This is a genomic window from Myxococcus llanfairpwllgwyngyllgogerychwyrndrobwllllantysiliogogogochensis, from assembly GCF_006636215.1.
Classification (GTDB): domain Bacteria; phylum Myxococcota; class Myxococcia; order Myxococcales; family Myxococcaceae; genus Myxococcus; species Myxococcus llanfairpwllgwyngyllgogerychwyrndrobwllllantysiliogogogochensis.
On sequence record NZ_VIFM01000108.1, the window covers coordinates 16,253 to 34,859 of the forward strand.

Sequence of the window (18,607 nt, forward strand, 5' to 3'; positions counted from 1 at the left end):
ACCGCGAGGAAGCGGCGCCGGGGCCTTCGTCGTTTCAGGGGCCCTTGCCGCCCGCGTCCACGGTGGGCGACAGCCCTGCGAGCGTCTCCACGTAGGACGTGGCCACTCGCAGGAAACGCGCGCCCCGGACACCGGTGAGGTACTGGCGCTTCATCGCGCGCGTGGCGCCCACGTAGAACATGGCGCGGCGGATGCGTTCGTTCTCCCGGGCGTTGCGCTCCCTGGCGCCCGCCATCCAGTTCTCCACGGTGTCCAGCGCATCCAGGCCCGCGAAGAAGACGATGGGGCACTCGTGGCCCTTGCAGGAGAACACGGTGGTGGCGCGCACGTGGTCCACACCACTCACCCGGAAGTCCGTCACGTCGCGGCCACCCTTGCCGCCGTAGGCATGCGCGGGTACTCCCGCGCGGTTGAGCGCCTCCGTGTACTGGGACGGCATGACGGGCGCGACGACGAGGATGTCACCGGGATGGACGCCCTCCTCGCGAATGAGGCGGGCCACTTCCTTCGCCACCTGACGGGCCTCGCTGGCGCCGGAGGCAAAGCCGCGCACCTGGGGCAGCACACCGCCGCGCTCGGTGGACTGCACGCGGTACAGGCCCTCCAGCGTCTCCTCGGGCAGCCACAGGAGTCCCTCGCGGGCCAGCTCTCCCGCCTTCATGTACTCGCGCATGCCGGGGTCGCTGGTGGCGTGCTGGCGCAGCGGGTCCAGCACCACGTTGAAGGCGACGTCGAGGATGTCGCGGGTGGCGCGGAAGGTCTCCTTGAGGACGCGGGTGCGGCCCCGGAACGACAGCCCCTCCGGGAGCTGCTCCTTGAGGGAGTCGATGGGCACCTGGCCGTAGACGTTCTGCGAGTCATCCATGAACAACTGGAGACAGCGCACCTCTCGTCCGTCCGCCAGCGTGTGCGGGAGCACCAGCGCGTGGAGCATGGCCAGCGCGCGAGCATCCATGTCCTGCGCCTCGTCCACGAAGACGCCGTCGAAGGACGCGGGCTCCACGCGGCGCAGCGCCCCCACGTGCTTCACCATCACCCGGGCTCGCAGCTCGCGTGCGCGCACCCGGCCGGCGCGCTGGATGATTGCCTCCATCAGCAGCTTGTCCACCAGCGGCGCGAGCGCGCGGTTGAAGAAGGACACGAGCACCCGCGTGTCCTCGTGCTCCAGCAGGTAGCGCGCCACCCAATGGGCCAGGACAAAGGTCTTGCCGCTGCCGGCCACGCCGCGCACCAGGTGGTGGCCGTCGTCGAAGCGCCGCTCGAAGAGGGATACCTGCTCCTGGGTGAAGAGGGGCCGCGTGGGGCGCGAGCCTTCGATTTCACCGCCCAGCGTGGCCGGTGCGCTCGGTGGAGGTGGGGGTGGAGGTTGCTGGGGCTGCTGCGGCATGGGCAGCGGCTCCAGGCGGAGCGGCGTGCCAGGGTGGACCTTCAGGCGCGGCAGCAGCGACAAGAAGCGCTGGGGAATGGTGGCGCCCCGGGCCTCGTCGCGGGAGGCGAGCACCAGCAGGTAGTCGCGCGCGCGGCTGGCGGCCACGTTGAGCATGGGCACCAGCGTGTGGGGAGGAAAGGGACGGCCTCCGGCCACGGTGTCCACCAGCACGACGTCGTACTGGGTGCCCTGTTGGCGGTGGATGGTGGACGCGCTGAAGGCGTCACCGCGAAACCCGGCGGACGTGCCCAGTCTGCGCAGGAGCGCGGCCTGGGCGCGATAGGGCGTGACACACAGGACGCTGAGGCCCGCGCGCACGGCCTCACGGGCGAGCGACACGGCCAGCTCGGCGGACAGCTCTCGCTGGTAGCCAGAGCCTGTCTCACCCCGGCCGTGGGTGAGGCGCTTCGGATCTCGGCTGAGGCCGTCGAGCACCACCCAACCGGCGCGCGTGGCGGCGAACGCGGGCACGGGCGGGGCCTTCTGCGCGCGGGCCTTGACGATGTCACCGTCCTCCAGCGCGCCGCCGTAGCAGAAGTGGCTCACGACGCGGGCGATGTCCGGGTGCATGCGGTGCTGGGTGCGCAGCAGCAGGACGTCCGCCCGCGCGGCGTCCTTCACGGCATCCTCCAGATGGGACAGGCCGCTGGCGCGCAGCCACTTCTGGGTGCCGCGTCCGGCGCCCTCGGCGGCGCGAGACACGGGGCCAATCTGCTTGGGGTCTCCGGCGAGCGTCACGCGCTCGGCCAGGGGCGCCATCAGCGCGGTGGCGGCGCGAGTCACCATGCCGGCCTCGTCGACCACGAGTCGCGCGAAGGTGCTCTTGCCTTCCAGCTCCGACACCAGACGCAGGGCGCGGTGCACGGTGAGGACCATGAGCGGGCAGTCGCCCTTCTCCGCTTCCTTGAGCGTGGGGTCCTTCATCTTCCCGCGCAGGCCGCGCAGCTCCGCCTGGAGCTTGGCGAGTTCGTGCGCGGGGCCGCCTCGGACACGTTGGAGGTACAGCTCGCGCTCGCGCTCCTCGATGCTCGCGCGCAGCTTGCCGCCCTTGGTGTCCTCGAGCGTGACGGTGGGAAGCTTCGCCAGCGCGTCACTGGCGCCGGTGCCACCCCGGAAGATGCTGCGCGCCAGGGGGCGCAGGGGGATGGGCTCGCGCTCCAGGAGCGCGCTGACGCGAAGGACCAGTTCGTCCGCGGCGCGATTGGTGGGAGCGACGGCGAGGATGCGCTCCCCGGGGAAGGCGCGCAGGGCGCGGGCGATGAGGTCCGCGATGGCCGTCGTCTTGCCGGTGCCGGGAGGGCCCCAGATGCAGCCCCAGGGCTGGGCCCACAGGCGGTCGGCGGGCATCAACTCCGCGTGCTGGGGGCGAACCTCCGTGGCGGGCTCTTCGCCGCTGGCGCGACGCAGGGCCTGGGTGAGCGCGGGCTGTCGCTCCTCGTAGGCCGAGGCGGCCGTGCAGAGCGCCTCCGCGAAGTCATAGGGCCGGTAGCACCAGCGCTCGGCGGAGAGGGCGCGGCGGTCCACGTCGTCGCCGTGCTCGGGAGCGGCGAAGACTCGGCCGGACTCGAAGTCGAGGTGGACGACGTCGCCGCCGAAGACGCACTCCTCGCCCAGGAAGCCGAGCAGGGAGCCACCGGACCAGTCCGGGTCGGCGGCGGGCACGGGGACCAGGGAGATGACGCTCGGCCCCTGGAGGCTGACCTGACGGACGTCTTGCAGCAGCTTCGCGCGGTACTGGCTGCGCTCGGAGAGGAGCGCGTCGCTCAGGTCATCGGGGAGGTAGGCGGGAGGGCGCCAGGCCTCGCGGCGTTTTCCGGTCGCCACGGCGGCCTGCATGGCCTCGCGCTCGGACGTGGTGACGTCGGTGGGCGCGGCCACGTCGCGGGCGGGCGGCTCATCGGGTGTCGAGGACTCGGCGAGAGGCGCGGCGGGCTTCGGGCTCCGGCCTTTCGAGCGGGAAAGGGCCAGCAACGGATTGGGCGACCGGGGGATGTCCTCCGTCGGGTCCAGGACGGAGGCGGGAGTCGAGGATACGTCGTCGGTCGGGTCCGCGTGTGGGAGCTGTCGCGTAGACGCACTGGAACGCGAGGACGGTGGCGGGACGGGAGCATCGTCGTACTCGACGTGAAGCTCTCGGACGGAGTCTCCCTCTTGCGGCGCGGGGCGCCCTTCGGAGACTTCGTTGTGCGTCCGGTGCGTCATGGCGGCGGGCCCGGGCCCCTCGGGCCGAGCCGGGTACGGGCGCGCGAAGGTAGGGGAGGCATGGATCCACGTCAACGCGCCCACGCCCCCACATCCCTGGTGTCAGTCGAGGAAGCGCCGCCACCAGCGACGGACTTCCTCCTCGGAGTACGCCGGTTCGGAGTCATACCCCCTCCAGACCGTTGCATGCCCCGGAAGGAACTTCTCCATCCAGGGATCCAGGACTCGCGCCAGCTCACGGTAGGCGGGGAGGTTGTCTCCGCGAGAGAGGTCTCCGGCTTCGGGCCACGCACCGAGCGTCACCACGGCGGTCCCCGAAGTGCCCACATCTTGAACGGTGGTTCCTGGTGAATGGAGTCGGGCTCGCAAGCTCGCTTGCCCCCCCAGGGACTCGAGCAGCGAGGGGCCCAGGAAATTCAGCCAGTGGACGCCATCGACCCGGTCGCCCAAGTGCCAGTGAGTCAGGACTCCGGGCACATCCACTCCGGGGTAGCGGGCGAGTTCCTCCTTCAGTCGGGGAAGGGCATGCCAGCGGGCCGTATGGAGAGCCAGCGCAAGCCCCGCATGGCCGGATGAGAGTGGCAATCCAGAGGCCATCTCCATGGCCAGTTCTCGCACGTGCCCGGGGCCATGGGCCTCGACGTACTCGGAGGGAAGCGTGGCAGTCAGGAGACTGGCGCCTGTCCTGGAAGGCTCTCGAGAGGGAAGGCGCGCCTGATACCAGAACAGATACCCGTTGTCGTCAGACTGGTCTCCGCCAGTCAGGAGCACAGAGCGGTCTGTTTGTGTCTTGGACATCTGCCGGTAGAACAGATCGGTCTCGGGGACGTCTTCGAAAAACCACCTCGTAGGGCTCGGACGTAGCGAGGCCCGAACCATTTCCCATTCCTCGGAATTGAGGCGAATGGCTTCACCATCCTCCCATGACTGGGTCAGTCCTTCGGGGCCATCCCCCACGGCTCGCCGATAGACTCCGAGAGCATGTTCGATACCAGCAGCGAGTTCCTGATGGTCATGTGGCATGTAATACACGATGCGCAGCACATCCCGAACCACCAGTCGCTCGCCATCAGGACGGTTGGCGAAACGGCGGATGCGAGGGAAGCGCTCACTCTGGGCTGACATGGCTGACCCCAAGTTGAGGTGTGACGATCGACGGAGAACAAGGCCGACCTAGTTTTTCGTACTGTCTCAATTGCTTCAGGACGTCGGTGTTGTCGAGCGGATTGCTCTTGCTGGCAGTCGTGCACGGAAACTTGAAGTCGTAGACGCACTGGACCCGGTTGGGGTCTTTAGAGAAGTGGACGACGATGTCTGGCTTGAGCGACTTCGCCCAAACCTGGGTGAGGGCATACCGTCCCGTCCTCGGGTCGGGCCCGTATCGCGGCTCCACGGAGATGTTGTCGGGGAAGAGCCGCACCAGCTCTCGCCTCACGCACGCAAAAGCCACCTCGTGCTTCAGTCTTCCCAACTCCATGCGGCGCCTGACCTTATTGCCCTTTTCATCGTATCCGACCACGCGTTCGCACTCCGCATCATCGGGCCTCTTCCCAAGCCCGTACTCGCGTTCATTGACCTCTTGATTCGCCTCCTTCGCACACTGGACCAGGAGGTGCTCCACGCGCGCCAGCTCGGCGGACTCCAGCACTCGAAACGCTGCACCGACAGCCCGAGCCACCCCCACCACACGCGGGAGCGTGGGCATGATGGCCTCACTCCCACGTTGCGTGTAGCAGGCGGGGTTCTTCCCACAAGCGTTCGTGGCTGAATCCACGGTCTGCTCGTAACGAGCGGGAGTCCCCGGACTCGACCCACCCGGCGCCGTCGTCGCACATGACACCGGCAGCAGAAACCCCAGGACCCACCACCTCACCACCGCCAGGAAGCCCATCTGCTTTGACAGCATAATCATGAATTACAGGATACTGCCTCCAGGGCCCCTCAGGCCGGCCAGTCGCCCACGGGCCAGGAAGGCGAGGTGGGCACGAGGCCCTCTTGGGTGTACACCCCCGCTCCCGCCCTGTTTGCTTCGTGGCGCGGGGGGTGTTTAGGAGAGATGCCCCCGAAGCAGCCGCCCCATCGCCATGGCCCTTCCGACTCGCTACGCCCATCCCTTCCTGCCCATCACCCGTGCCGACATGCAGGCGCGTGGCTGGGAGCAGTGCGACATCATCATCGTGACGGGAGACGCGTACGTGGACCACCCGGCCTTCGGCCCGGTGCTCATCGCCCGCTTCCTGGAGGGCCGAGGCTTCAAGGTGGGCATCATCCCCCAGCCTGACTGGCACTCGGCCGAGCCCTTCAAGGCCCTGGGGCCTCCGCGCATGTTCTTCGGGGTCGCCGCCGGCAACCTCGACTCCATGCTCAACCGGCTCACGGCGCAGAAGAAGAACCGCTCCGAGGACCAGTACAGCCCCGGCGGCCGCACCAACTGCCGCCCGGACCGCGCCACCATCGTCTACGCCCAGCGCTGCCGCGAGGCCTACCCCGACGTCCCCATCGTCCTCGGCGGCATCGAGGCCAGCCTCCGCCGCATCGCCCACTTCGACTACTGGAGCGAGAAGGTCCGCCGCTCCATCCTCTTCGATGCCAAGGCCGACCTGCTCGTCTTCGGCATGGGCGAGCGCCCCATCATGGAAGTCGCCGACCGCATGAGGAACGGCGAGCGCATCGAGGACATCCGCGACGTGCGCGGCACCGCGTACCTCATCAGCGACGAGCAGATGCGCGTCCACGAGGCCGACCCGGCCAAACGCGCCGCGGACCGCAAGACGGTCGTCCTGCCGCCCTACGAGTCCGTCGTCACCGACAAGCAGGCCTTCGCGGTGATGAGCCGCGACTTCCAGATGGAGACCAACCCGGGCAACGCGCGCCCCCTCGCGCAGCGCCACGGCAACCGCGCCATCTTCATGAACGCGCCCGCGCTCCCGCTGGAGGACGGCGTGGGCAACCCCGCCACCGGTGAGAAGACCGTGGCGATGGACGAGCTGTACGACCTGCCCTTCAACCGCGTCCCCCACCCCCTCTACAAGAACGAGGGCATCCCCGCGTACGAGACGGTGAAGCACTCCATCGTCCTCATGCGCGGCTGCTTCGGCGGCTGCACCTTCTGCTCGATTACCGAACACGAAGGCCGCGTCATCCAGAGCCGCTCCGCGGAGAGCGTGCTGCGCGAGGTCCGCGCGCTGCGACGCATGGGCGACTTCCGAGGCACCATCACCGACCTCGGCGGCCCCACCGCCAACATGTACAAGCTCAAGTGCAAGAGCGAGGACATCGAGAAGCGCTGCCGCAAGCTTTCCTGCGTGCATCCGGGCGTGTGCGAGAACCTCCAGACGGACCACGGCCCGCTCATCAGCCTGATGAAGGACGTGCGCGAGGAGGAAGGCGTCAAGCATGTCTTCATCGCCAGCGGCGTCCGCTACGACCTGGCCGAGCGCTCGCCGGAGTACGTGAAGGAGCTGGCGGCACACCACGTGGGCGGACAGCTCTCCGTCGCGCCCGAGCATGTCTCGCCGCGCGTGCTGGAGAAGATGAAGAAGCCCGGCATCGAAAGCTTCGAGCGCTTCCAGGCCATGTTCGCCTGCGCCAGCGAAGAGGCCGGCAAGGAGCAGTACGACATCCCCTACTTCATCAGCGGCCACCCCGGCTCCACACTGGAAGACATGGTGGACCTGGCGCTGTGGCTGAAGAAGAACGGGAAGCGGCCTCGTCAGGTGCAGGATTTCATCCCCACCCCCATGGCCATGGCCACCGCCATGTACTTCACCGGCATCGACCCGCTGAAGATGGAGCCCGTCTACACGGCCCAGGGTCTGCGCGAGAAGCGGCTGCAGAAGGCGCTTTTGCTCTACTGGAACCCGGAGCACTGGCCGCTGGCGCGCGAGGCGCTGAGGCAGGCAGGCCGCTCGGACCTCATCGGCCGGGGCCCGCAGGCGCTCGTCCCTCCGGAGACGCCCGCCGAGGCCGCTCGACGTCAGCGCACCGAGGGACGCGACGCGGACGACGCACCGCGCGACACGCAGGCCCCCTCCGCGCAGCCCCGTCCCAGCGGTTCCCGAGGCCCGGGACGCCAGGGCTCGCGACCGCGCTGAGGAAAGTGACAGGGATTGCGCGGGGCTTTGAATAAACCGCGCGGCGTTGCGTCGGGGGGCCACATGCTCCCCTTCCTCGCCCTGCTGCTGCTGGCCTCCGCGCCGCCCACGCCCCGCGTCGAGCTGCCACCGCCACCGCCACCACCTCAGCCCACCCCTGAATGCATCAGCTCCCAGGGGCGCACGGTGTGCGGTTTTCAATGCAAGACGAGCGTCTCCGACATCGACTGCGCCCAGACACCCTACGGGACGTGCGAGGTCACCAATGGAGGCGTCTACTGTTGGGACCCGCCACGGGTGGCCATCCAGCACCCACCGCTCACTTCCGTGAGCCCCGAGTGCAAGTCCGTCCGGGGCAAGGTGGCCTGCGGCTTCAACTGCCGCCTGTTCAACGGCGAGGTGGCCTGCAACGACACGCCCTACGGTGTCTGCAGCACCCACTTCGGGAAGCTCGTCTGCTGGGACCCGCCGGAGAGCGTCATCCACGAGTACGCCGCCGAGACACCCAGGCCCCGCTGCGTCAATGCGTCGGAGGCCGTGGCCTGCGGCTTCGATTGCAAGGCCACCCGCACGGAGGTGCGCTGCGCCAGCACGCCTCGGGGCGTGTGCAGGCTGGTCGACCAGAAGTTCACCTGCTTCGACCCGCCGTCGCTCCTGCACTGCGACCACAGCCAGCCGCCACGACCCGCACGCGCCCACGCGCGCTGAAGCCCGTCACCCCACTGTGCTGGAAACGACCCTTTGTGACGAGGGGAAGTATCCTTCTGGGGCGCCGGTTCGTCTGACGGGGATGACAATCCAGGAACCCAGCAATCGTCGCCTTTTTGTCTCCATGATCGTCTCGCTCGACGGGTTCATCGCGGACCCCGACGGGCGGCTCGATTGGTTCGAGGACGGCAATCCTCAGTTCGAGCAGTACTGCGAAGAGATGATCGACTCGGTCGGCCTGGCGCTGTACGGACGGCGCTCGTACGAGGAGATGCTGGCCTACTGGCCCAACGCGGAGCTCAACCCCCGTTCTCCCCAGGACCTCGTATTCGCCCGCAAGATGAACGCACTGCCGAAGGTCGTTCTGTCGCGGACGCTCGAGCATGCCGCATGGAACAACACCCGCATCATCAAGGAGCGTATCGCCGAGGAAATCACCGAGCTGAAGCGTCAACCCGGCAAGCCGATTGTGGCGTGGGCCGGCGCGGGGCTCGTCTCGACCCTCACCCGGCTTCGACTCGTCGATGAGTATCGGCTCATCATCCACCCGGTGCTCCTCGGACGAGGCACACCGCTCTTCAAGGACATCGAAGCCCGACAGAAGCTGAAGCTGGTCCGAACGACCCAGCTCGGTCAGGGCCTGGTGGTCCTCTGCTATGAACCGATGACACCGTGAGCAAGTCGCCCCCCGAAATCAACGCGCTGAGCGACGAGGTGAAGTCGTCCTGGCATCGATTCCTCGACGTCTTCGAGCCGATGCGTCCCGAGCTCTTTCGCTACTGCCGCCACCTCACACGCAGCCCGTGGGACGCGGAGGACCTGGTTCAGGACACCCTCGCGAGAGCGTTCGTGACGCTCGGGACGGTGTTCATGGCGCTTCCAAATCCACGCGCGTGGATCTTCCGGGTGGCCTCGAACCTCTGGGTGGACCGCATGCGGCGCATGCGCCTCGAGCTCACCTTCGAGGCGCCCGCCGATTCGGCGACGGAGCCGGACCCTCGGGCACCACGCGAGGCCGCTGGCTCCTTGCTGGTGCGGCTGTCTCCCCAGGAGCGGGCCGCGGTGGTCCTCAAGGATGTGTTCGACTTCTCGCTCCAGGAAATCGCGGACGCACTCTCGACGACGGTGGGCGCGGTGAAGTCCGCGCTCCATCGGGGGCGGGGCCTGTTGGCGGTGCCCGAGGAGCCGATGACTCGAGCACCCGCGCCCGCGGTGCTGGACGCGTTCTGTGCGGCGTTCAATGCCCGGAACCTGGAGCGACTGACCGACCTCCTGCTCGACAGCGCCAGCGTGGAAATCGTCGGCGTCGTCACTGAGTACGGCCAGGACGCACCGAAGAATCCGGACACCGGGTCTTTCGCCGGAACGCTCGCGCCCATCACCTTCGACGAGCGGGGAGGCGTCCCGCCGCATCTGCTCGAAGGGTACCTGTCGACCAGCCCTCGCTGCGAAGTCCGCGCGTATCGCGGCTCGCCCATTCTGGTCTTCTGGTACGAGCACGAAGAGGGCGCCCTGGTTCGCACCGTGATGGCCGTGGAGACGGACGGCGAGCGCATCGTCCGGGTGCGCAACTACTTCTTCACCCCGGATGTCATCGCCGAGCTGTGCACGGAGCTGGGCGTGCCCTACCGGGTCAACGGCTATCGCTACTGGGTGGATGGCCGGTAGCAGCCGAGGAAGGTCCGTCCAGAGGGGGAAGGGCCACCGCGGCACGTGAACGGACCCGCCTGGCATTCAGGCGGAACGCGGGGGTGCAGCCCACGTCATGCCGTTGTGGCACCATGGTGAGGCGTGGGCTCACGCGCCTGTCGACGAGCCCCGCGAGCCCCTCCCGCGCTTCCGCATGAGCACCCCACCCCTGTCCTGGCCAAGAGTCCTCGCGAGCTTCGCGAGCGTGGGGCTGTGCCTCCTGTTCTGCTGTGCCCGCGCCCCCGCGCCCCCGCTGGGACACGAGGTCTATGTGTGGCAGCGGGACTGGAGCCCGGAGCTCGGGCACGCGCTCACGCAACTGCCCTCGGAGCTGGGCGCCCTGCGAGTCCTCGCGCGGGAGCGCTCCGGGGCCACGCGGGTCGCAGTGACAGTGGCGGTGGACGTGCCGGCCCTGGCGAAGACGGGGCGCGAGGTGGTGGCCGTCCTCCGCGTGGACGGGACGGCGCCGCTCGACGGCGTGTCCCTCCAGGAAGTGGCGACACTCGCCCGCGACTGGAAGGCGCGCGGCGTGCGAGTCCGAGGCGTGGAGGTGGACCACGACTGCGCGACCGCTTCCCTGCCCGCCTACGCGGACTGGCTCGCGCGTGAGCGGAGCGGGCTCGGAGACCTCTCGCTCTCCATCACCGCGCTGCCCACCTGGGCGAACTCGCCCGCCCTGGAGCGCCTGACGTCCATCCCCGACGACATCGTCGTCCAGGTGCATGCCGTGCGCGCCCCCTCCCTCTTCACCCCCGAGGAGGCCCGCGGCTTCATCGAGGCGTGGGCCAAGGCCTCGCCCCATCCCTTCCGGATTGCCCTGCCCACGTACCGCGCGCGGCTTCGCGACGGACGACTCCTGACGTCCGAACCCCACGAGGTGTCGCGCCTGCTCACCCACCTGCGGGAGCACCCGGTGAAGGGCATGAAGGGCATCGTCTGGTTCCGGCTCGGACACGCGGGCGACGCGGAGTCCTGGAGCCTGAGCACGCTATCGGCGGTGGTGCGCGGCGAGAAGCTCACGCCCCGACTGGAGCCCCGGCTGGTGGACGCGGGAGGCGGCACGCTCGACATCGTCCTCGAGAACACAGGCCGCGTGGACACCGAGGCGCCCGCGCGCCTCACCCTTTCTGGAAACCTGGAGGTCCTCGACGGCGTGGGCGGCTATGCCCCGCGAGGGACCTCACTCGTGGCGCGCACGCCTCCCCGCCTGCGCGCTGGCGAACGACGCGTCATCGGCTTCGTGCGGGGAACCGAGGTGTCACTTGTGGCTCCGTAGTCTGCTGGCCTCCCTGCTCGTCCTCATGCTGCTCGCGCCGGTGCGCTCGGCCGATGCCTGCGGACCCGACTTTCCCCATCGACTCCTCGTGGACCGCGCGGGCACTCTCGGCGAGCTGCCAGACGGCGCCTTCTCGCTCGAGGCCACACGACTGGCTCCCAAGCCCCTGGAGTCGTTCCGGGTGATGGAGGGTGGAGACGAGCCCGTCGATGCACGCACAGGCGGCGGGGCACGGGAGACGGAGCTGTACGAGGCGGGCGCCAGGGCCTTCACAAGCGGAGATGCGCAGACGGCGCGCGCCCGCTTCAACGACGTGCTCGCGCTGCCGGCCGGGGAGCGCCGCCACTACTCCACCTTCGCCGCCTTCATGCTGGGCCGCAACGCGGGCGCGGGCTTCGAGCAGGACGCGCAGCACGGCTTCGAGCGCACGCGGCAGCTCGCGCGCGAGGGCTTCGACGACCCGCTGGGCCTCGCGGTCGCCAGCCTGGGCGAGCAGGCGCGCGGCCTGCTCCGGGCGGGAGACGATGCTGGCGCCATCCGGCTGTACGCGGAGCAGGCCGCTCATGGGAGCGGAGGCGCGGTGACCTCGCTGCTCATGGTCGCACGCGCGCTCGCCCGCGATGAGGCCCGGCTCCACGCCGCGCTGAAGGACCCGCTGGCGCAGCGGCTCATGACCACCTTCGTGTGGACGCGTGGCCAGGAGTGGTACGGGTCCGAGGACACATCGGGCGGTGGCCTCGCCGCCGTGCTGGAAGCGCTCGCGTCGGTGCAGGGGCTGGCGGGAGCGGACCGGTTGGCGGCGGGAGCCTGGCGCGCGGGTCGGTTCGACCTGGCCGAGCGTTTCGCCCAGCACGGGCAGACCCCGCTGGCGGCGTGGGTGAAGGGCAAGCTGGCGCTGCGCCGGGGAGACCCGTCGTCCGCGGAGGTCTATCTGTCGGAGGCCGCGCGCGGGCTCCCGGCGTCGGAGGACTGGGTGGGCGAGGGAATGGTGCCGCGCCGTCCCCTCTGCCGCGTGGAGGGAGAGCGCGGGGTGCTCGCGCTCGCGCGAGGCGACTTCTTCCAGGCCGCCGAGCGGATGCTGGCGAGCTGCTCCTGGCCGGACCTGGCCTACGTGGCGGAGCGGGTGCTGTCCGTGGACGAACTCCAGCGCTTCGTCGCGGCCCACCCGCCCTCCGGCGAGGAGCGCTGCAAGCCCGAGGTGGGGCAGCTCTGGCACGACGATGACGTCGGCGAAGGGGCGGACCTGTCTCAGCGGCTGCGCCTGCTGCTCGCGCGGCGCCTGCTGCGCATCGGGCGCGCCGATGAAGCGCTGGAGCACTTCCGGGGCACGCAGTGGGAAGGGCCCGCGCGCCAGTACGCCGACGCGCTGAAGCAGAGCACCCTGGCCCACGACGCCGTGACTCAGGCGGAGGCGCTGTTCACGGCGGCGAAGCTCGCTCGCGGCCTGGGCCTGGAGATGTTGGGCACGGAGGTCGCCCCGGACTGGGGCTGGGTGGATGGAAACTACGACCTGGGCACCTACGAGGAACAAGAAGAGCTCTCAGCCGGGGCGGAGCAGTCCCGGGAGGCCCTGTCCGGAACACCGCTCCTCGGAGTGCCGGAGCAGCAGCGCGTGCAATCGCATGCGCCCCCGTATCCGTGGCGCTTCCACTATCGCTCCACGGCGGCGGACCTCGCCCAGCGGGGAGCGGCCCTCCTTCCTCCGCGCAGCCAGGCGTACGCGATGATGCTCTGCCACGCGGCGCGCTACGTCTCCAGCAGCGAGCCAGAGCGCGTCCAGCGGCTGTGGCAGACGTACCTGAAAGTGGGCGCCGCCATCGACGAGCCCTGGTGGTCCTTCGGGCACTCCTGTCCCGAGCCGGACTTCGAGAAGGTCCGCGCCCAGCAGGCCCAACAGGCGCTGGGAAAGCGCCAACGACTGATGATGTTCGGAGGCGCGCTGCTCTTCCCGGCGATGCTCGGCGCCGCCTTCTACCTGCGCCGCAAGCGCCGCGCGACGAGCCCCTGAATGCCGTGGGGCCCGAGCCTCAGCGCCGCCGGAGGATGGCGCGCGCCGGGGCGCCGTCGCCTCCCGCGATTCGCAGAGGCAGGCAGACGAGGTCGTACGTGCCCGCGCTCACCGAGGACAGGTCCAACCCCTCGATGATGCAAACCCCCGCGCCCAACAGTGCCTGGTGGGTGGGCACGCCCTCTTCCGGACTGCCGATGGAGAGGTAGTCGATGCCCACTGTGCGAACACTCCGCTCCGCCAGGTAGCGCGCGCCTTCCAGGGACAGGTACACGAAGTCCGGCAGGAATCGCTGCGCGGCCCAGCCCCGCGAGGAGTTGGCCGTCTTGAAGAGGACCCGCTCTCCGGGCTGGACAGCATGCGCCTTCAGCTCATCCACGCGGATGGCGCGGGGGTCTCGAATCTCCAGCACCCGGGCCACGCCAAGGAGGCTGTCGAAGGCCAGCGCGTCCACGCCCTCCGCGCCCTGGACGAAGTGCGCGGGCGCATCGACGTGCGTGCCGGTGTGCGCCCCCAGGGACAGGTGGGAGACGGTGGCGTCGTCTCCACGCTCCAGGGCCTGCACCCGGGTGATGCGGACCTCCGGGTTGTCCGGCCAGTGCACCATCCCGTCCCGCAAGGGCACGGAGATGTCCACCCATGTGGCGGACTCACGGGAGGGCACGTTCGTCTCGGCAGCGGTCTCCATGAGGCTCCAGGGTGGACACGAAGCGCCCTGCTGGCGCCCAGGGCAGGCAGGCACACGGGCCGTCTCGCCCGCCGAGGGACCAGGAGAGTCACCGCCCCCGCGTCCACCCGACCACCTTTCCTCCCGGGACAGCGTCGGCTAGGTTGCGCCGCCTTTCATTTCCAAGGGTTGAAGGAGTTTTGATTATGCCGAGGACTTCCCAGGAGCAGACCCAGGAGCGCCACGCGTTCCTGCTCACCCTCTTCCGCCAGCAACCGGACATCAGCAGCAAGGATGCGCTGGAGTCCTTCAAGACGAAGTTCGGGGCGACCATCAACCTGAAGACCTTCAACCAGCTGCGCGCGGAGGCCGAGGAGGAGGTCGCTTCCACTCCGGTCGCGGAGGAGCCTGAGGTCGAGGTCGAGAGCGCGCCGGAGACCGTGGTGGAGGACGCCGCCGCCCAGCTCAAGGCCGCCGCGACGCCGGAGGCGCTCAACGGCGCCGCCCCCGCGAAGAAGCCCAAGGCCAAGGGCACCGGCTCGAAGAACGTCTTCGTGGACGCTCCCAAGGAGCACCTGACCTTCCTGGAGAGCATCGTGCAGCAGCTCCAGGAGGCCGGTGCCGCCAACGTGCGCATCGACCACTCCACGGACCGCTGGATGGTCCTCGTGGTGGACCCGAAGTAGTTCGCCGTCCGCCGGACTCCACGCCTTCGAGTGGAGTCCGGCCCCGCGCCCGCGCTCAGCGGCGCAGCAGGGCCAGCGCGCGCTGGAAGTCCTCGGGCAGCTCCGCCTGGACTCGCACGGGCTGCCCCGTCAAGAGACTCGGCAGCTCCAGGCTGAACGCATGGAGCGCCTGACGCCCCAGCGCCTTCGCCGCGGGATGCTCGCGCGCGGCCTCCGTCCCGTAGAGCGTATCGCCGAGCACCGGGAAGCCCGCCTCGGAGAGCTGCACGCGAATCTGGTGCGTGCGCCCCGTGTCCAGGTCCACCTCCAGCAGCGCCGCTCCGTCCAGCCGCTCGCGCACCTCGAACGACAGCGCCGCCCGCCGCGCGGAGGGCACCTTCGTGGTGAAGCGGCGCGGGTCCTGGGGATTGCGCGCATAGGGCCCCTCCAGGCGTCCGTGCTCCGGAGGGTGGCCCAGCACGAGCGTCCAGTAGCGCTTGTCCACCTGCTTCTCCTGGAAGGCTCGCAGGAGCGCCGCCGCCGCCGGGTCCGTGCGGGCGAAGGCCAGACAGCCGCTCGTCTCACGGTCCAGGCGGTGCACCACGCCCGGCAGCGCCTGGCCCTCCACGTCGAAGGGAGGGCGCTGCGCGGCGAGCAGGTCGATGACGGAGGCCGCTCGCCCCTCCGGCTCCACGACGAGGCCCGGCGGCTTGTCCACGATGACCAGCGCCGCGTCGTCGTGGAGCACCGTCAGCGTGGGCCCTTCCACGGAGGAACGCGGCGAGGCGCGCGGTTCCGGCCGCTCGATTTCGAGTTCCTCTCCGCCCCACAGCTTCCGCGTGGGCTGACACTTCTTGCCCCGGATGCGCACCCCACCCGCTTCGATGAGGGCCCGGGCGCGCTCCAGCGAGAAGCCGGGGACGTGCTTGGAGATGAATCGATCCAGCCGCTCTCCGGCGACCTCGTGGGGGACAGGGACCTTCTGCAGCGCCATGGCTTCACCCCGTCCCTCATGCGGCGCACGGAGTCAATGTGCGCGTGAGCCTGTCCCTGAAGCACCCCTGAAAACACGGGGCGCCCGGCCCTCTACGCTCGACGAGACAATCCTTCACATTGGAAGCGAACATCACGATGCGACGGGATGGGTCGTCCCTGACCGATACACAATGCCATATGTCAGACGTTGACTTTTCAACACGGAGCGTATGACAGTACTTATCCGGGCTCACCGAGGGCCTGCTCAGAGGGGGAGTCATGAATTTTACTCACGGTCGTCGTGCGACCCGTCTCGCCATTCTCGCTACATGCCTGTCTTTGCTACCCGGGTGTCCCTGGGTTATCAAACCTCAACCCAAGCCCAAGACTGTCGAAGAGCAACGTGAGGCCGTCGTCGCGCACTTCGAGAAGCGCACGCCGCACGAGGACTTCGTCGAACTGGACCTGGCGAACGACGACCACTACGAGTACGCGAAGCACCGGCTCCAGGAGGCTGTCGCCGCGCAAGGTGCCGCGGGAGCCAAGGGGCTCGTGGCACAGCAGACGCCTCCCAAGGACTTCTCGCGCGCCCTGAAGACGCTGGACGTCGCCCGGGCGAAGGCCGTGCGCGGAGGTCCTCAGCCGAAGCCCACCGAATGGAACTGCGACCACTTCCTCCACATCGAGGACTCGCGCACCGCCGGAGGCAAGGGCGCCCAGCAGGCCGACAACGCCCAGGCCCAGGCCCCTCGGCCCACGCTCCAGATTCGCCCCTACGCCACCTGCGCGGGTGGTTCGACCCACGTCTTCACGGACGTCACCGCGTACGAAAGTGACCTGGCGGGCAAGAAGCGGACGGTGCTGTCGACGAGCGCGAACGAGGAGCACAACGACGGCAGGACGTTCGACGACACCACCGTGTCCGTGACTCCGTCGATGGAGGCCAACCGCAAGGTCATCATCGAGTCGATGATGGTGGCGCACAACGACAAGACGGGTGAGGAGCACGTCTCGTTCGCCAGCCTGGAGACGTCGCTGGTGGCCACGCCCCAGACCTTCACGCTGGTCCATCCGCACTTCGCGGGCCCGGGGCCTCGGCCGGACATCAACCTCACCACCTGCCAGCTTCGCGGCGGGGCGGACTGCGACTACGCGATGGTGGCCAACGCCGGCGGCACCCTGGCGCCCTTCCCGGCCCAGTCCACGGGGCTCGCGCTGCGCAAGACGGGGGCCCCCTGGACGGGCGACCCCACCGCCTACTTCCCCTTCAAGCCGGGCTCCGCCTTCGACTTCACCAACATCTACATTCCCCTGCAGGGCACCTTCGACGCGGGGGCCTCGGCGACGGCGGACTGCACCATCCAGGCGATGAAGAACGGCGCGACGACGACGCGGCTTCGCCTCATCAAGACGGAGTCGGGCGGCACGTGTACGACGCTGGCGGACCTCTCGGACGCCTTCCCGGTGGGCGCGAGGACCAGCACGATTCAGCAGCTGGTCAACGTCTCGCAGAACACCACGGCGTCCGGCGGCGCGGGCTGCACCATGGAGCGCATCGTGAATGAGCCGGTGGTGCTGTCCATGACGCTCTACGGGTTGTCGACGTGTGGCGGCCCGGCGATTCCGCGCATCGTGACCTTCACGAGCACGGCGCTGCCCGCAAACCCCTTCAACCTCAACGTCCTCAACAGCTGCCTGGCGGAGGGCACGCGAATCACGATGGCGGACGGGAAGCTGGCGCCCATCGAGACGCTGCGCGTGGGTGACAAGGTGCGTGCGAACGCGGCCGGCCGGGTGCTCACGGTGCAGGACTTCATCTTCGGGCGTGAGCCCAAGCCGCTGGTCCGGCTGCGCGATGACCAGGGCCACGACGTGCGGCTGACGGAGAAGCACCCGGTGCTGCTGTCCTCGGGCCTGGTGGTCGCGGCGGAGAAGGTCCAGGTGAAGGACACCGTGCGCACGCAGACGGGCACGGCGACCATCACCTCCACCGAGCGCGTGCCGTACGACGGCAAGGTCTACAACCTCAAGCTGGGCACGGCGGAGGAGCTGGAGTCGCTGAGCCCCAACGAGCGGACCATGTTCGCCGACGGGCTGCTCGTGGGCGACGACACCATGCAGCGCGAGCTGGAAGCGCCGCGTCGCGCCTCGGCCACGAAGTGAGGTGAAGCACCGGCACCCGCTGGCCGTCATGGCTGGCGGGTGTCTTCGTCTCGGCGGCGGGCCGTCCGGAGAGCCACCCTGCCCGCGCATCATGTCGGGTCGGTCGTGTAGGGTGCGGCCCCATGAGTTCCATCCCACTCGCCGGCGCCTATCGCTACACGCGCAAGGGGATGGGAGTGTTCCACCTGCCCTTGAGCCGGCCGTGGACGTGGGCGCTCACGCACCACGGCATGTGGAGCGTCTTCGTCCACGACGTGGAGCCCGCGCGTCCCGGTGTCCCCGAGCGACGCCACCCGCTCCACCCTCCCGAGGCCGTGCTCGGCTGCTGGCTCGCCCTCTACGCCACCCGTGAGTACGACGAGGAGGCCGTGGAGTGGCTGCGCGGGGCACACGGCCTGGAATCCCCCACCCGCGACGTGCTGCCCGCTGGCGCGTATGTCGCCATGGCGCGGCTCGCGGAGGTGTCCACCGTGGGCAACGACTCCCGCGCCTTTGGACGTGACGCCTGGTGGTGGCCCCCGGGTGCGTCCTGTCGAGGCACCGTGGCGTGGTGGTTGGAGGAGGTGCAGGTCTTCGAGCCGCTCGTGGCGGCCCCCGCCCAGCGCCTCGCGCCCATGGACCCGGAGCTGTTGCCGGAGCTGCGTGAGCGCGTGCGCCTGGCTCGCGACGGCATCTGGCGTCCCGAGGTCTACGCGACACCCGCCCTGACCCTTAGACACATCTTCGAGCCC

At 69.3% G+C, this 18,607-nt stretch carries 14 protein-coding genes; 9 read left to right on the top strand and 5 right to left on the bottom strand.

Going from position 1 to position 18,607, the window contains the following annotated elements:
• Nucleotides 1-34: 34 nt before the first annotated feature.
• The 3 genes from FJV41_RS25045 to FJV41_RS25055 form a co-directional block, all read right to left on the bottom strand.
• Nucleotides 35-3,631, bottom strand: a complete 3,597-nt coding sequence (locus tag FJV41_RS25045; RefSeq protein WP_141645069.1) for an AAA family ATPase — start codon at nucleotides 3,629-3,631, stop codon at nucleotides 35-37.
• 102 nt (nucleotides 3,632-3,733) lie between these two features.
• The gene (locus FJV41_RS25050) at nucleotides 3,734-4,675 is read right to left on the bottom strand and encodes a type VI immunity family protein (RefSeq protein ID WP_174475634.1); all 942 of its coding nucleotides are present in this window, start codon (nucleotides 4,673-4,675) and stop codon (nucleotides 3,734-3,736) included.
• Nucleotides 4,676-4,739: 64 nt separating this feature from the next.
• Nucleotides 4,740-5,336: a hypothetical protein gene (locus FJV41_RS25055; RefSeq protein WP_141645071.1), complete on the bottom strand. Its 597-nt coding sequence runs from the start codon at nucleotides 5,334-5,336 to the stop codon at nucleotides 4,740-4,742.
• A gap of 379 nt (nucleotides 5,337-5,715) precedes the next feature.
• Between FJV41_RS25055 and FJV41_RS25060 the strand changes: the two genes are divergently transcribed.
• The 6 genes from FJV41_RS25060 (at nucleotide 5,716) to FJV41_RS25085 (ending at nucleotide 13,406) form a co-directional block, all read left to right on the top strand.
• On the top strand, nucleotides 5,716-7,725 hold the full coding sequence (locus FJV41_RS25060) for a YgiQ family radical SAM protein (protein WP_141645072.1): 2,010 nt from the start codon (nucleotides 5,716-5,718) through the stop codon (nucleotides 7,723-7,725).
• Between the two features lie 63 nt (nucleotides 7,726-7,788).
• Complete coding sequence (locus tag FJV41_RS25065) at nucleotides 7,789-8,433, top strand: hypothetical protein (RefSeq protein ID WP_141645073.1); 645 nt, start codon at nucleotides 7,789-7,791, stop codon at nucleotides 8,431-8,433.
• A 124-nt stretch (nucleotides 8,434-8,557) separates the two neighbouring features.
• Complete coding sequence (locus FJV41_RS25070) at nucleotides 8,558-9,109, top strand: dihydrofolate reductase family protein (RefSeq protein ID WP_246137396.1); 552 nt, start codon at nucleotides 8,558-8,560, stop codon at nucleotides 9,107-9,109.
• Nucleotides 9,106-10,101 (top strand): RNA polymerase sigma factor, encoded by a 996-nt coding sequence (locus tag FJV41_RS25075; RefSeq protein WP_246137397.1) that lies wholly within the window; start codon nucleotides 9,106-9,108, stop codon nucleotides 10,099-10,101. The genes FJV41_RS25070 and FJV41_RS25075 overlap by 4 nt, the downstream gene beginning before the upstream one ends.
• A 175-nt stretch (nucleotides 10,102-10,276) precedes the next feature.
• On the top strand, nucleotides 10,277-11,398 hold the full coding sequence (locus tag FJV41_RS25080) for a DUF3142 domain-containing protein (protein WP_141645074.1): 1,122 nt from the start codon (nucleotides 10,277-10,279) through the stop codon (nucleotides 11,396-11,398).
• A complete protein-coding gene (locus FJV41_RS25085) occupies nucleotides 11,385-13,406 on the top strand; it encodes a hypothetical protein (RefSeq protein WP_141645075.1) in 2,022 nt (673 codons plus the stop codon). The genes FJV41_RS25080 and FJV41_RS25085 overlap by 14 nt, the downstream gene beginning before the upstream one ends.
• Before the next feature lie 19 nt (nucleotides 13,407-13,425).
• On the opposite strand, the gene FJV41_RS25090 is transcribed toward FJV41_RS25085, so the two are convergent.
• The gene (locus FJV41_RS25090; RefSeq protein WP_141645076.1) at nucleotides 13,426-14,094 is read right to left on the bottom strand and encodes a cyclase family protein; all 669 of its coding nucleotides are present in this window, start codon (nucleotides 14,092-14,094) and stop codon (nucleotides 13,426-13,428) included.
• A gap of 185 nt (nucleotides 14,095-14,279) precedes the next feature.
• Between FJV41_RS25090 and FJV41_RS25095 the strand changes: the two genes are divergently transcribed.
• On the top strand, nucleotides 14,280-14,759 hold the full coding sequence (locus FJV41_RS25095; protein ID WP_141645077.1) for a hypothetical protein: 480 nt from the start codon (nucleotides 14,280-14,282) through the stop codon (nucleotides 14,757-14,759).
• Nucleotides 14,760-14,814: 55 nt separating this feature from the next.
• On the opposite strand, the gene FJV41_RS25100 is transcribed toward FJV41_RS25095, so the two are convergent.
• The gene (locus FJV41_RS25100; protein ID WP_141645078.1) at nucleotides 14,815-15,732 is read right to left on the bottom strand and encodes an RluA family pseudouridine synthase; all 918 of its coding nucleotides are present in this window, start codon (nucleotides 15,730-15,732) and stop codon (nucleotides 14,815-14,817) included.
• Nucleotides 15,733-15,992: 260 nt separating this feature from the next.
• Here FJV41_RS25100 and FJV41_RS25105 point away from each other — a divergent pair, with 260 nt between their 5' ends.
• On the top strand, nucleotides 15,993-17,876 hold the full coding sequence (locus tag FJV41_RS25105; protein ID WP_141645079.1) for a Hint domain-containing protein: 1,884 nt from the start codon (nucleotides 15,993-15,995) through the stop codon (nucleotides 17,874-17,876).
• A 122-nt stretch (nucleotides 17,877-17,998) separates the two neighbouring features.
• On the top strand, nucleotides 17,999-18,607 hold a 609-nt coding region (locus tag FJV41_RS25110; RefSeq protein ID WP_141645080.1), incomplete at its 3' end, for a hypothetical protein.

What these genes read in the sequence shown, in the direction of transcription:
- FJV41_RS25045 (WP_141645069.1), bottom strand. Translation starts at nt 3,631, where the DNA reads ATGACGCACCGGACGCACAACGAAGTCTCCGAAGGGCGCCCCGCGCCG.
- FJV41_RS25055 (WP_141645071.1), bottom strand. Translation starts at nt 5,336, where the DNA reads ATGCCCACGCTCCCGCGTGTGGTGGGGGTGGCTCGGGCTGTCGGTGCA.
- FJV41_RS25060 (WP_141645072.1), top strand. Translation starts at nt 5,716, where the DNA reads ATGGCCCTTCCGACTCGCTACGCCCATCCCTTCCTGCCCATCACCCGT.
- FJV41_RS25065 (WP_141645073.1), top strand. Translation starts at nt 7,789, where the DNA reads ATGCTCCCCTTCCTCGCCCTGCTGCTGCTGGCCTCCGCGCCGCCCACG.
- FJV41_RS25070 (WP_246137396.1), top strand. Translation starts at nt 8,558, where the DNA reads ATGATCGTCTCGCTCGACGGGTTCATCGCGGACCCCGACGGGCGGCTC.
- FJV41_RS25080 (WP_141645074.1), top strand. Translation starts at nt 10,277, where the DNA reads ATGAGCACCCCACCCCTGTCCTGGCCAAGAGTCCTCGCGAGCTTCGCG.
- FJV41_RS25090 (WP_141645076.1), bottom strand. Translation starts at nt 14,094, where the DNA reads ATGGAGACCGCTGCCGAGACGAACGTGCCCTCCCGTGAGTCCGCCACA.
- FJV41_RS25095 (WP_141645077.1), top strand. Translation starts at nt 14,280, where the DNA reads ATGCCGAGGACTTCCCAGGAGCAGACCCAGGAGCGCCACGCGTTCCTG.
- FJV41_RS25100 (WP_141645078.1), bottom strand. Translation starts at nt 15,732, where the DNA reads ATGGCGCTGCAGAAGGTCCCTGTCCCCCACGAGGTCGCCGGAGAGCGG.
- FJV41_RS25105 (WP_141645079.1), top strand. Translation starts at nt 15,993, where the DNA reads ATGAATTTTACTCACGGTCGTCGTGCGACCCGTCTCGCCATTCTCGCT.